Genomic DNA, 13,150 nt, shown 5'->3' with positions numbered 1-13,150 from the left:
GCCGGGCGGGATCAGGCAAGCGAGGCCGCCTGCGCCGCCGCCTGCCGCTCCAACTTCCCGATCGCGCGATAGGCGAAGACCAGGGCCAGCACGCCGAACAGCACCGCTCCGAGAGCCACACCGGCGATGGCGCCCTTCGGCCCGGCATAGTGCGCGCCGATGAAGGCCATCGGCACGGTGCCGAGCGTCGCCCGGCCCCAACTGAACACGGTCGAGTAGAGCGGCATGCCGAGATTGTTGAAGGCGGCATTGGCGACGAAGAGGGCGCCGACGAACAGCCACATCGGGCCGGAGATCAGGCAGAAAAACACGACGATTTCCGCCGTTTCGTCGCTTGCATCGAACAGGGTGGTGAGCGGGTGGCGCAGCAGCACCAGCAGCAGCCAGGCGATGGCGACGCAGGCCGCGGCAAAGCAGACCGAGTCGGTCAGCGCCCGGCGCATCCGGTCGAAGCGCAGCGCTCCCCAGTTCTGTCCGAGGATCGGCCCGATCGCACCGGACAGCGCGAACAGCGCCCCGAACGCCACCGGCACGAGCCTGTCGATGATCGCGGTCGCGGCGATCGCCTGGTCGCCGAAGCGGGCGATGATGCTGGCGAAGAAGGCATTGGCGATCGGGTTGGAGAGATTGGTCAGGATCGCCGGCGCGGCGATGGCGAAGGAGCGGCCGGCATCGGCGCGCACTGCGGCGAGCGTCGGTCGCGCCACGATGCCGTGGACCTTGACCGCGCCGTGATAGCCGACCGCGACGAGCATCAGCCGCGATATCACGGTGGCGATGGCGGCGCCGTCCGGCCCGAGGCCGAGGCCGAAGATCAGCAGCGGGTCCAGTCCGGCGATCACGACGCCGCCGGACAGCGTGACATACATCGCCCGCTTGGCGTCGCCGACAGCGCGCAGCACGGCGGAGAACCCCATGCCGAGCGCCATCAGCACATTCGACGGCAAGGTGATCCACAGGAAGGAATGGGCGACGGCATAGGCCTCGCCCTGCGCGCCGAGGCGCGTCAGCAGCCAGGGCAGCAGCGGCAGGATCAGGGCGCTCAGCACGAAGGCCGCGACGGCCATCAGGGTGAGCGACGACGCTGCCAGCCGGCGAGCGGCGGCGCGATCGCCGGCGCCGAGGGCGCGCGCCGTCAGGGCGGTCACCGCGATCATCAGGCCGACATTGAAGGAGACGACGAGGTAGAGGACGATGGTGGCGTAGCCGACGCCGGCCGTCGCCGCCGGGCGCCCCAGCCGCGAGACATAGAGCAGCGACAGCAGGTCGACGACGAACACCGCCATCAGGCCGACGGAAGCGGTCGCGGTCATCACCGCGACATGGCGCAGGGTCGAGCCGGTGACAAAGACGGCGGGGCTTTTGCTGGGAGCGTTCACTCGGCCGGTTCTCCGACACCGCCGACCGCGACCTCGGCACCGCCATCCTCGATGACCTCGCGGGTCTCCTGGGAGAGCGCCTTCGACTTGGCCTTCGGCTTGACCAGCGGCTCGGGCGAGACGCGCGGCACCTTCTGCAGGCCGGCGGCGATGCCTTCGCTGAACTGGATCTCCATGCGCTGGGCGTCGCGCTCGCGCACATTCTCGATCACCAGGCTTGCCTCCTCATAGTCGAGACCCAGCCCCTCCAGCGTCACCCGGCTGAAGCCGAGCGCCGATTCGAAGGTCTCGCGCATCTGGAAGTCGACATCGGCGCGCATCAGGTCGATGGCGTGGACGCGGTCGAACGCGCGGGCATGCAGGCGCACCGTCGGGAATTCGGCCTTGGCCATCTCGACGATGCGCAGCGCCGCCTCGCGATTGTCGACGCAGATGCAGACGATCCTGGCCTTCCCCGCTCCGGCCGCGCGCAGCACGTCGAGCCGCGTGCCGTCGCCATAATAGATCTTGAAACCGAACTTGGCGGCGGAGCGGATGCGCTCGACATCGGAATCGATCACGGTCACGTCGATATGCTGCAGCAGCAGCGCCTGCGTCACCACCTGGCCGAAGCGGCCGAAGCCGATCACCAGCACGGAAGGCGTGGTGCCGCTGAAATCCTCCTCGATCTCCTCCGGCGGGGCGGCGCGCGCCAGCAGCCAGGCGTCGATCAGCTTGGCGAGGATCGGGCCGATCAGCATGCTGAGGGCGGCGAGCGCGGTGGCGATGGCGCCGTGATGCTCGCTGAGCAGGCCGAGCGAGGCCGCCATCGGCAGCAGCACGAAGGCGAACTCGCCGGCCGGCGACAGCAGGGCTCCGGCCCGGATCGCCTCGGTCCAGGTCGAACAGGAGGCGCGCAGGATCGCGGCTGCGACGGCAATCTTGAACAGGACCAGTGCGGGCGCTGCGAGCGCGAGCAGCAGCGCATTGTCGAGCACCAGCTTCAGGTCGATCGACATGCCGACCGCCATGAAGAACAGGCCGAGCAGCACGCCGCGGAAGGGCTCGATGTCGGCCTCGAGCTCATGACGGAAATGCGAGTCGGCCAGCAGCACGCCGGCGAGGAAGGCGCCCATCGCCATGGAGAGGCCGACCTTCTCCATCACCAGCGCCGCGCCGAGCACGACGAGCAGCGCAGCCGCCGTCATCACCTCCCGGGCGCCGGACTTGGCGAGCAGGCGGAAGAACGGATTCAGCGCATAGCGGCCGGCAAAGACGAGTGCCGCGACCGCGAGCAGCGCCAGGCCGAGCCCGGCGAGCGCCTGCACGGCGTTCTCGTCATTGGCTACGCCGGTCGTCGCCAGCAGCGGCAGCACGGCGAGCATCGGCGCGATCGCGATATCCTGGAACAGCAGGACGGAGAAGCAGCGCCGGCCATAGCGCTCGGCGCCGTCGCCGCGCTCTTCGAGCAATTGCAGGGCGATCGAGGTCGCGGAGAGGGCGAGCGCGAGGCCGACCGCGACCGCCCCGCCGGGGCTCAGCCCGAGATGCCAGGCGATGCCGCCGATCACGCCCGCGCTCAGCACCATCTGGGCGAGGCCGGAGCCGAGGATGTCGCGGCGCATCGAGTAGAGACGCGCGGGCTGCAATTCGAGCCCAACCAGGAAGAGCAGCAGCACGACGCCGATCTCGGCCGTGCCACGGATCGCGTCCGGGTCCTTGACCACGGCCAGCAGCGAGGGCCCGATGGCGATGCCGGCGGCGAGATAGCCGAGCACGGCCGAGAGCCCGAAGCGCCGGAACAGAGGAACCGCGACGACGGCCCCGGCGCAGAAGGTCAGGATCGGCGGCAGATAGCTGGCGTGCGAGGCATCGGCCATGAAGGACTCGTGCTGGAATGGGGCGGCCTGGCGCGCCAAGGGCAGGCCGACCGGGGCAATTTAGGCGTTGTGCGGCACGTCTGCGAGGGGCGGCAGGAGCGGGGCGCCCCTGCGGCCTGCGGCGAGCCGCTTCCTTGACATCATTCGCGTGAGACCGAAAGAAGGCGCAGCCCTTGCCGGAGCCTCTGAATCCTCGTGACCGCCGCGCCGAAACCGCCGCTCGACATCCTGCTCTGCGCCCCGCGCGGCTTCTGCGCCGGCGTGGTCAGGGCGATCGACGCCGTCGAGAAGGCGCTGACGCTGCATGGAGCGCCGGTCTATGTCCGCCACGAGATCGTGCACAACAAATACGTGGTCGAGTCGCTGAAGCGGAAGGGCGCGGTCTTCGTCGCCGAGCTCGACGAGGTTCCCGATGCGACGCGACCGGTGATCTTCTCTGCCCATGGCGTGGCGAAGTCGGTGCCGGCCGAGGCGCAGGCGCGCAATTTCTTCGCCATCGACGCGACCTGCCCGCTGGTCACCAAGGTGCATCGCGAGGCCGAGGTCCACCACAAGCGCGGCCGGCACATCCTGCTTGTCGGCCATGCCGGCCATCCCGAGGTGATCGGCACCATGGGGCAGTTGCCGCCGGGCGCGATCACCCTGATCGAGACGCTCGAGGACGTCGCGGCGTTGGCCCCGCCCGAGGGCAAGCCGCTGGCCTATGTCACGCAGACGACGCTTTCGGTCGACGACACCCGCGGCATCGTCGAGGCGCTGCAGGCGCGCTTTCCCCAGCTGATCGCGCCGCACAAGGAAGATATCTGCTACGCCACCACCAACCGGCAGGAGGCGGTCAAGCGCGTCGCTCCGCTGGTCGACGGGCTGATCGTCGTCGGCTCGCCCAATTCCTCGAACTCGCAGCGCCTGCGCGAGGTCGCCGAGCGGGCAGGCTGCCCGGTGGCGCGCCTCGTCCTGCGCACCGATGAGATCGACTGGTCGCTGTTCGGCGATATCCGCCGCCTTGGCCTCACGGCCGGCGCGAGCGCGCCGGAGGTGCTGGTCGAGGAGATCATCGACGCCTTCGCCGAACGCTATGAGGTCACGGTCGAGACCGTCTCGACCGCCGATGAGAGCGTCTTCTTCCCCCTGCCGCGCGAATTGCGCGGCGAGCCGGCCTCGACCCCGGCCGAGTGAGCTGATCGTGGCCGTTTATACCGAAGTACCCGATAACGAGATGGCTGCCTTCGTGGCGGGTTATGGCATTGGCGACCTCCTGTCGGCCAAGGGCATCGCCGAGGGCGTCTCGAATTCGAATTTCCTGCTGCACACCACGCAGGGCTTCTACATCCTGACGCTCTATGAGGAGCGGGTCTGCGCCGATGACCTGCCATTCTTCATCGGCCTGATGGAGCATCTGGCGCAGCGCGGGCTGATCTGCCCGCAGCCGCTGCGGACCGGGGACGGAGCCGCCGTCGGTCGCCTCGCCGGGCGCCCTGCCGCGATCGTCACCTTCCTCGACGGTCTTTCCGTCCGCCGGCCGACGGTCGCGCATTGCGGCGAGGTCGGGCGCGGGCTCGCATTGCTGCACGAAGCCGGCCGGGATTTCGGCATGCAGCGGGCCAATGTCCTCTCCGTTCCCGGCTGGCGCCCGCTCGCCGAGCAGGCAGGGGCCGAGGCCGACACGGTTCTGCCCGGGCTGTCGAAGCGCATCTTCGCCGAGATCGAGGCGCATGAGCGGAACTGGCCGCAGGGGCTGCCGAGCGGCATCATCCATGCCGACCTCTTCCCCAACAACGTCTTCTTCATCAAGGACCAGCTCTCCGGGCTGATCGACTTCTATTTCGCCTGCACCGACGCCTTCGCCTACGACCTCGCGATCTGCCTGAACTCCTGGTGCTTCGAGGCCGACGCCTCGTTCAACCTGACCAAGGGACAGGCCCTGCTCGCCGGCTATGAGAGCGTCCGGCCGCTCGAGGCGGCCGAGGTCGCGGCGCTGCCGGCGCTCTGCCGCGGCTCCGCCCTGCGCTTCCTTTTAACCCGCCTGGTCGACTGGCTGAACGTGCCGGAAGGCGCCTTCGTGAAGCCGCTCGACCCGCTCGAATACGACCGCAAGCTCGCCTTCCACCAGCGCGTCTCGGATGCGCGCGAATACGGGCTGCGCCGATGAGCGACGTCGTCGAAGTCTGGACGGACGGCGCCTGCTCGGGCAATCCGGGCCCCGGCGGCTGGGGCGCGATCCTCAGCTACAAGGGCAAGGAGCGCGAGCTTTCGGGCGGCGAGGCGCTGACCACCAACAACCGCATGGAGCTGATGGGAGCGATCTCGGCGCTGGAGACGCTGACCCGGCCCTGCACCGTCGCGCTCCACACTGACAGCCAATATCTGCGCCAGGGCATCACCGCCTGGATCCATGGCTGGAAGAAGAACGGCTGGAAGACCGCCGACAAGAAGCCGGTCAAGAACGAGGAACTCTGGAAGCGCCTCGACGCTGCGCTCAAGCAGCACAAGATCGAGTGGAAATGGGTCAAGGGCCATGCCGGCGACGAGATGAACGAGCGCGCCGACGCGCTCGCGCGGGCAGGGATGGCGCCGTTCAAGCCGGGGCGGTAAGGGGCGGGAAACTGCTATCTCAACAGCGGCTGTGGGTGGAGAGCGGTCTTCGCATATCGCAAAGACCGCCCTCTTCTCTTAGGTCGCGTCGAACCCGGCGTGGAATGCGACTTCGCCCTTTGGCGCAATGGCCGTGAACACCAATCGCTGGAAATACTCGGGCGGCACGTCACCATACCGGAGTTCAGGATCACTCATGAACCCGAAGCGGCTGTAGTAGGCGGGGGCGCCGAGGACGACGCAGCCTTGCGCGTTCAAGCGTCTAAGTCGGTCAAGGCCATCGCGGATTAAGGCCTGGCCGATGCCTTTCCGCTGCTGATTGGGCCAGATCGAGACCGGGCCAAGGCCATACCAGCCCTTCGCCGTGCCGCTGACCTTAACTGGCGAGAACGCAACATGGCCGACGATCTCGCCGTCCATGATGGCGACGAGGGAAACGGTCAACACTCCTGCTTTCCGCAAAGCCTCGATGATCGCGGCCTCGGTCTGACTGCTATGGAGCATGTCCTTGAATGCGGCAGTTGTCAGGCTTCGGATCGTGTCGGTGTCTTCTGGGCACTCCAAACGGATTTGCATGGAAGTCTCCTATCGTTGTTCAGCGATTGTCAGTTTGCGAGCGCACAGCTTCCCGGCCTCGCCGCCAGACGCGGTAAGGACTGGAAGCTCGGGACTCGATCAGGCGTTTGCGATGCAGTCTTGCGAAGACCTCAAGCGTGCAGTCGGTCAGCAGGTGACCGTCTCGCGTGAAGCACTCGATATGAGAAATCCTGCCGTTGTCGCAACGTTGATGACGGATGAAGCCGCCTTGGGCGAGCACGTGAAGCACGCGCTGCTCGCTCCGCGAAATGTTCATTTTGGTGAGCCTGTGATAGAATCCATGACAAGCATCAGCGTTGAGCTCTACGCTGCGCGCAGATCCCTCCCGAATGCTTCGACATGTCTCGTCAATTCGAGACGGTCAGCGGATTCTCACAAGCTCTAACATGGACACTTCCCATGCGTCGTTCAGACAGACGCGACCCCTTCTTAGTTTCCTGCGTAGGGCATGGCAATGCTGTGGCCGCATCAGTGTTGGCTTCCATGCCGTCACAGGCCTATGGCCGAACCCGTCGACTCGGTGGCGCGGCATCGGCTCGTTTCGCCTCCTCGAAGGTCCGCAACGGGTTGGAAACAGTACCGCTAGACCGGTATCCCGCTCTCTTCGACGTGGTAGCCACGCCCCTCAGCGCCAGCCCAGCCCTGGCGCGACATGCTTCAGGATCGCCTCGATCACATGGGCGTTGTAGTCGACGCCGAGCTGGTTCGGCACCGTCAGCAAAAGCGTGTCGGCCTCGGCGATCGCCTCGTCGCTTTTCAGCTCCTCGATCAGCCTGTCCGGCTCGGCGGCGTAGGAGCGCCCGAAGATCGCGCGCGTGGTGTCGTCGATATAGCCGATCGAATCGCTGCCCTGCCCGTCGCGGCCGAAATAGGCGCGGTCGCGATCGTCGACCAAGGCGAAGATGCTGCGGCTGACCGAGACGCGCGGCTCGCGCTGATGGCCGGCCTCCTTCCAGGCCTGCCGGTAGCCGCGGATCTGCTTCGCCTGCTGGATATGGAAAGGCTCGCCGCTCTCATCGGTCTTCAGCGTCGAGCTCTGCAGGTTCATGCCGGCTTTGGCGGCCCAGATCGCAGTAGAGTCCGAGGCGGCACCCCACCAGATGCGCTCGCGCAGGCCCTCGGAATGCGGCTCGAGCCGCAGCAGGCCGGGCGGGTTCGGGAACATCGGGCGCGGGTTCGGGCGCGCAAAGCCCTCGCCACGCAAGACGTCGAGGAAGACCTCGGTGTGGTGGCGGGCCATGTCGGCATCGCTCTGTCCGTCGGCCGGCTGGTAGCCGAAATGGCGCCAGCCATCGATGACCTGCTCGGGCGAGCCGCGGCTGATGCCGAGCTGCAGGCGCCCGCCGGAAATGAGATCGGCCGCGCCGGCGTCCTCCGCCATGTAGAGCGGATTCTCATAGCGCATGTCGATGACGGCGGTGCCGATCTCGATGCGCTTGGTCCTGGCGCCGACAGCGGCCAGCAGCGGGAAGGGCGAGGCGAGCTGGCGGGCGAAATGGTGCACCCGGAAATAGGCGCCGTCCGCGCCCAGCTCCTCGGCCGCTACGGCAAGATCGATCGATTGCAGCAGCGTGTCGCCGGCCGAACGCGTCTGCGATTGCTGGGAGGGGGACCAGTGGCCGAAGGAAAGGAAGCCGATCTTCTTCATTGTGCAGCGCCTGTGAATGACCGCGAGCGCGGAGCCGTTCCGCAAAAAGGAAAACGCCCGAGCGGCCGGCGCCGTCGGGCGTGCTTGTCCCTGATATAGGTGCGATCCGCGGCTTCGCCCTGGCGTTCATGCACGCAAGTGAATGTCGCGATGCAATCCCGGCGGACCTGGCGGGATGGCTGTCGGCTCAGCCCAGCGGCTGCCGGTAGACGATGAAGCCCGACTTCTGCGCGACCTTGTCGTAGAGTTCCTGCGCTTGCACGTTGCTCTCATGCGTCTGCCAGTAGACGCGGAAGCAGCCCTTCTTCTCCGCCATCTGCCGGACGGCCTCGATCAGCTTGCGGCCGACGCCGCCGCCTCTTGCTTCCTCGCTGGTGAACAGATCCTGCAGATAGCAGATCTCCTTCGGACTCCAGGTCGTGCGGTGCAGCACATAGTTGACGATGCCGATCGCCTTGCCGTCGCGCAGGGCGATGAAGCCGCCCATTGGCTCCGTGCCGCCCGTCAGGCGCGCGAAGGTGGTGTCTGATGTCTCCGGGGCAAGCGATGCCTTGTAGAAAGTCAGATAGCCCTGCCAGAGCGGCTCCCAGGCGGTGCGGTCGCCTGCGACGAGCGGGCGGATGGTGATCTCGGACAAGGGCTCCTCCATGAATGGGCCGGAGGCTAGCGCGAGCCGGGCGGGCCTGTCTCATGACCAAGCGTCATGATTTCGATCAGCATCGCTGTGGGCTCGGCGTCCGCCCGGGGCTTGTGCACTACTCGGGAACGCCGGCCTTGCGCATGCCTTCCACGAAGACTTCGCAATGCGCGTAATGGCGGAGGTTCTCGCGCAGCACCGAGAGGTGCAGGGGCGGGCCGACCCGGGCGCGGGCGGCGATGAACTCCTGCGCCTCGTCGATCAGGCCGAGATGGCCGCAGCAACTGATCAGCGTGTTGTAGTGCCCCGAGTATTCCGCGAAGGCGGAGACCGAGGCGCGCAGGTGCGGCAGCGCTTCCGCGAAGCGCCTTGCGCCAAGCAGAGCGAGGCCGTGAATGGCGGTGTAAATCCCGGCGAAGCTGTCGGCCGGGCTCAGGCGCACGGCCTTGCCGGTCTCGGCGATCGCCTCGTCGTAGCGGCCCGCCCGAAGCAGAGCCCAGCCATGGGCGGTGCGGCCGAGCGCGAAGCTCGGATTGAGCGCGAGCGCGGCTTCGAGCTCGACCAGCGCCCTGTCGTGCCGTCCCGCGGTGCTGAGGCTAAGGCCGCGGGTCATCCGCGCCCAGGGATCGCCGGGATCGTGCGCGAGCGCGTCCTCGGCATGCTGCGCCGCCTGCCGGTAGGCCTCGCGCGTGTCCGGCACCCAGTAGCAGAGCGAGGCCCACCAGAGTGCCCAGCTCAGCAGCGCGTGGGCCCGGGCATAGGCAGGGTCCATGGCAATGGCCTGGTGCAGCAGCGCCTGCGCCTCGTCGTTCTGGCGCCTGCCGACCTTGCTGATCAGCCCCATCGCCCGCACGACCAGGCCCCAGGCGTTGATGCTGCCGGGCGGGCGGCCCGAGACCCGCACGCCTTCCTCGGCATAGAGGCGCGGCTCGATCGCCGCGACGACATGCTCGGTGATCTCGTCCTGCACGGCGAAGATGTCGGCGAGGTCGCGGTCGTACTTCTCCGCCCAGATATGCTTGCCGGTACCGGCGTCGATCAGCTGGACGACGACGCGGATGCGCCCGCCCGCGGCGCGCACACTGCCTTCCAGCACATAGCGCACGCCCAGTTCACGGGCGACCTGGCGCACATCCACCGCCTTGTCCCGGTAGACGAAGCTGGAGTTGCGGGCGATCACGAAGAGCCAGCGCAGGCGCGAGAGGCCGGTGATGATGTCCTCGCTGATCCCGTCGGCGAAATGGCTCTGCTCGGGACCGCCGCTCATATTGGTGAAGGCAAGGACGGCGATCGAGGGCGTGTCGGGCAGGGGCGGTGGGTTATATTGCAGCTCTGCCGCGGCGCCGGCCCGCCCTGCGCGAGCGCCGCGATGCTGGCCGGTGAGAGCGCATAGACGCGCACCGGGCGGGTCAGGTTTTTCAGCTGCTGCTCGCCGATGTCCTCGAAGGGATAAGGCAGCTTGTCCCGGACCTGCTCGTGGACCATCCCGGACATGCAGAGCCCGCCGGCCTCCGCCATGGTCTGCAGCCGAGCGGCGACGTTGATGCCATCGCCGTAGAGCTCGCCCTCGTCGAGGATCACGTCGCCGAGATTGACGCCGAGGCGGAAGGCGATGCGCCGTCCCGCCGCCACCTCGTTCTGATGCGCCGCGATGGCCTGCTGGATCTCGACGGCGCAGGCGACTGCCTCGACCACGCTCGCGAACGCGACGAGCGCGCCGTCGCCCATCAGCTTGACGGTCCGCCCGCCGCGCCGGGCGATGCACGGCTCCACCGCCTCGGCCCGCAGCGCCTTCAGGCGCGCGACCGTGCCGGCTTCGTCCACGCCCATCAGGCGCGAATAGCCGACGACATCGGCAGCAAGGATCGCGGTGAGCTTGCGTTCGACCTGCTGCGCCTGTGCGACGCGGTTCCTGTTCACCGTGGGCGCTCGTCCAGAGAGCCGGGCCGATGGTCCGGGACGGCACGGAGGCATGGCTCCGGCCCTGGCTCCGCGTGGATGTTGCGCCTTTCCGGGGCGCTTGGCTATCGGCCGTTGGCGCGACCCGGTGACGACGAGCCGCAAAGCCGGGGCAAAAGAAGCCGTGACCCAGAATTTGTCGGACTCAAGTGTGAAGCGGCCATGGCGTCGACTTCGCAGGGAAGCCAGAGAACCCGTGGCGCAGAAAGCTAGCACCCAGGTGCAGACGTTGCCATTGCCGCGGAAAGACCCATTCTGTGGCGTCGCAAAGTCGGGAGATCTTCTGTCGCTTTGATCGTGATTGTCGCGACATGGTCAATCCCGGCGGCTGAGATCGGTGCCGGTTTCACATATGGGAGATGGCCTTGCGCTTCAGAATTTCACGGGTTCTGGCAGTTTTCGTGGCCGTTTTCGGGTTTGCCGTGGTGGGATACGCCGCAGCAAATCCTAGCGCGGCGGTGTGCGCTGCGTTGGACGTCATACCATCGGCACGCCTGAATGACGGAACCTTGGCCGCATCAGACGCTCTGGAGCCAAATCAAGCCCGCGCGATCGAGCGCCTTGTGTCGGACGCAAAAGGCAGAATTGCAGAGGTTTTTGGAGCGCCCCGATCGAAGCCAATTGTCCTGTTCTTTGATGGCGCGACCAGATTTGGGCCATTTCGACTTAACGAATACGGCAGCACGCAATTCATTGGTTCAAGAATTTGCGTTCTGATCGGTCCGAAAGGCCAGAACATAGATATCGTCGCTCATGAACTAATGCATGCCGAAATTGCGGATCGTGTCGGGCCTTTGGCCAAGTTCGCGGAGCTTCCGACATGGTTCGATGAAGGCCTTGCCATGCAGGTCGATTTCAGGCCGGAGTACGACATTCGGGCGGGAGCGGATGTGGATAGTAAATCCGTTAGAGGTATGGGGTCTGCTCGATACTTTTTCGTTTCGGACTCGGAGTTGTTGACCAATAACTATGCGTCCGCAAAATTCGAAGTCGCTTTGTGGGCCAACAAGGTGGGCTATTCGTCAATTTATGCTCATCTTGAGCGCATCAAGCAGGGTGAAGCATTCGAAAAGGTCGTCGACCCCAATTTGCGGTAGTGTCAGCCGCAATATCGCGCCGCAGCATGGGGATGTTTCAACCTCCTCGACATTGCACGCAAATCGAAGTTCGTTGCGAGAAATTCGCCAGAGCCTTTTATTCTGCCAGGAGGCCGTCCTGATCGGAGAGCCGAGGCATTTCCGTAACGGGGGCCTGCTGCGGGTCAAGGGGCGCGACCGACTTTGCGACGGGTTCGATGTCGGCTTCCGGCCCGGTGCGGTTGTTGGCACGGGTCGACATCGGAGCCGCATCGGCCACCATGGCCGGCACGAAAATGGCTCGCCGGCGGGGACCGCTGGCCAAGCTGCTCCCCGCCGGCGGCGCGCGGCTGGATGATCTTCGTCGTGACGAGCAGTATTGTCACAGGGCGATCACTTCACCGCTCCCGTGCGGAGAATCATGGAAAGCTCGGCTTCGATCTCCGACGGCAGCGCCATAGCCTGCAACCTCGCTATGGTCGTCTCCACCGGATATGCGAACGATCGGAGCGAAAGCTCCCCGTCTTCCCACACTGCGTAATGGGCTGCTGTAGAGCCGTTTCGAGGCTGTCCGATGCTACCGGGATTCAAGACAGTTTTCGAACCGAAGCGGCCGAGAAATGGCACATGGCTGTGCCCGACGAGGAGGATGTCAGCATCGACATCAGAAAGCTCCCTCGGCCAGTTTTCGTCAGCGCATTTGCCATAATGAGGATCAGAAGGGGTTGCGTGTGTTAAATGAAATCGTGTCCCGTGCCGTTCGACATCTACTCGGAGCGGGAGGTCGCCAAGATATTGTTTCTGATCATGCGAGATGGTCTCAACCGTTCGCTTTCGGCAGCATTCAGATAGCTGCCGATAACGAGCGCTCCAGCGGCTGTCATCGTCGTTGGCTACGGCATGATCATGGTTGCCCTGAATGACGACCGCTGCCCCTGATTTGACCTGCTCAACGACCTCCGCAGGTTGAGGTCCGTAATTTACGAGATCACCGAGCACCCAAAGCTCGTCAAAGGATTCCGGCAGCGCCCGCAATGCGTCGAAGTTTCCGTGGATGTCCGAGACAATGACGATCTTCATAATTTCGCTCGGTCAAAGGACTTGGTGGGAGAGCAACCAAGGCTGGCTCGGTCGTGCATTCGATTGGCTCGGCCATGTGTCCATCTAGCGGCAACCTGATGACGATCGAAAGCCGAGACGACGTCACCGACTAGTCCGCTCCCGACCCAAGAGCGACATTCGTCTCGTCGGGGTCTCTACTCCTCTCGCCCCATAGAAAAGGTTGGGCCATTGGGCTCGCGTCGCGGATGCGATGCGGCGGTGGCCGATGCGCTTTAGGCTCCACCGATCCAGCCCAGCGGATCAGGGAGAAGAGCGATGGAGTGCTTTGTTGGCTTGGACGT

At 65.8% G+C, this 13,150-nt stretch carries 13 protein-coding genes; 4 read left to right on the top strand and 9 right to left on the bottom strand.

What is annotated here, in order from left to right; all coding sequences use genetic code 11:
• Positions 1-11: 11 nt before the first annotated feature.
• Positions 12-1,379 (bottom strand): MATE family efflux transporter, encoded by a 1,368-nt coding sequence (locus RKE40_RS22530; protein ID WP_316020449.1) that lies wholly within the window; start codon positions 1,377-1,379, stop codon positions 12-14.
• Entirely contained in the window at positions 1,376-3,238 is a 1,863-nt protein-coding gene (locus tag RKE40_RS22525; protein ID WP_316020448.1) for a monovalent cation:proton antiporter-2 (CPA2) family protein, read from the bottom strand. The genes RKE40_RS22530 and RKE40_RS22525 overlap by 4 nt, the downstream gene beginning before the upstream one ends.
• A 195-nt stretch (positions 3,239-3,433) precedes the next feature.
• On the opposite strand from RKE40_RS22525, the gene ispH reads away from it, so the two are divergent.
• The 3 genes from ispH to rnhA are packed head-to-tail and all read left to right on the top strand — an operon-like array spanning position 3,434 to position 5,830.
• Complete coding sequence (ispH, locus tag RKE40_RS22520; protein ID WP_316020447.1) at positions 3,434-4,414, top strand: 4-hydroxy-3-methylbut-2-enyl diphosphate reductase; 981 nt, start codon at positions 3,434-3,436, stop codon at positions 4,412-4,414.
• Between the two features lie 7 nt (positions 4,415-4,421).
• Positions 4,422-5,387, top strand: a complete 966-nt coding sequence (locus RKE40_RS22515) for a homoserine kinase (RefSeq protein ID WP_316020446.1) — start codon at positions 4,422-4,424, stop codon at positions 5,385-5,387.
• Positions 5,384-5,830, top strand: a complete 447-nt coding sequence (gene rnhA, locus RKE40_RS22510; protein WP_316020445.1) for a ribonuclease HI — start codon at positions 5,384-5,386, stop codon at positions 5,828-5,830. The genes RKE40_RS22515 and rnhA overlap by 4 nt, the downstream gene beginning before the upstream one ends.
• A gap of 78 nt (positions 5,831-5,908) precedes the next feature.
• Here the strand turns inward: rnhA and RKE40_RS22505 are convergent, their stop codons facing one another.
• The 6 genes from RKE40_RS22505 to RKE40_RS22480 form a co-directional block, all read right to left on the bottom strand.
• Positions 5,909-6,406 carry a GNAT family N-acetyltransferase gene (locus RKE40_RS22505; protein WP_316020444.1) on the bottom strand — a complete coding sequence of 166 codons (498 nt, stop codon included), beginning with the start codon at positions 6,404-6,406 and terminating at the stop codon, positions 5,909-5,911.
• 19 nt (positions 6,407-6,425) lie between these two features.
• Positions 6,426-6,683, bottom strand: coding sequence for a YjhX family toxin (locus RKE40_RS22500; RefSeq protein WP_316020443.1), 258 nt, complete (start codon positions 6,681-6,683; stop codon positions 6,426-6,428).
• Positions 6,684-7,052: 369 nt separating this feature from the next.
• The gene (locus tag RKE40_RS22495) at positions 7,053-8,075 is read right to left on the bottom strand and encodes an LLM class flavin-dependent oxidoreductase (protein ID WP_316020442.1); all 1,023 of its coding nucleotides are present in this window, start codon (positions 8,073-8,075) and stop codon (positions 7,053-7,055) included.
• Positions 8,076-8,262: 187 nt separating this feature from the next.
• Positions 8,263-8,712 carry a GNAT family N-acetyltransferase gene (locus RKE40_RS22490; RefSeq protein WP_316020441.1) on the bottom strand — a complete coding sequence of 150 codons (450 nt, stop codon included), beginning with the start codon at positions 8,710-8,712 and terminating at the stop codon, positions 8,263-8,265.
• Between the two features lie 118 nt (positions 8,713-8,830).
• Positions 8,831-9,979, bottom strand: coding sequence for a tetratricopeptide repeat protein (locus tag RKE40_RS22485; protein ID WP_316020440.1), 1,149 nt, complete (start codon positions 9,977-9,979; stop codon positions 8,831-8,833).
• Complete coding sequence (locus RKE40_RS22480) at positions 9,976-10,632, bottom strand: adenylate/guanylate cyclase domain-containing protein (RefSeq protein ID WP_316020439.1); 657 nt, start codon at positions 10,630-10,632, stop codon at positions 9,976-9,978. Before RKE40_RS22480 ends, RKE40_RS22485 begins: the two co-directional genes overlap by 4 nt.
• A 404-nt stretch (positions 10,633-11,036) precedes the next feature.
• Here RKE40_RS22480 and RKE40_RS22475 point away from each other — a divergent pair, with 404 nt between their 5' ends.
• Positions 11,037-11,768 (top strand): hypothetical protein, encoded by a 732-nt coding sequence (locus RKE40_RS22475; RefSeq protein ID WP_316020438.1) that lies wholly within the window; start codon positions 11,037-11,039, stop codon positions 11,766-11,768.
• 372 nt (positions 11,769-12,140) lie between these two features.
• On the opposite strand, the gene RKE40_RS22470 is transcribed toward RKE40_RS22475, so the two are convergent.
• Positions 12,141-12,827 carry a metallophosphoesterase family protein gene (locus RKE40_RS22470; protein WP_316020437.1) on the bottom strand — a complete coding sequence of 229 codons (687 nt, stop codon included), beginning with the start codon at positions 12,825-12,827 and terminating at the stop codon, positions 12,141-12,143.
• Positions 12,828-13,150 lie beyond the last annotated feature (323 nt).

Origin of the sequence: Allobosea rubneri (assembly GCF_032464875.1) — a bacterium.
GTDB lineage: Bacteria > Pseudomonadota > Alphaproteobacteria > Rhizobiales > Beijerinckiaceae > Allobosea > Allobosea rubneri.
This window is presented reverse-complemented; position numbering and strand designations above follow the sequence as displayed.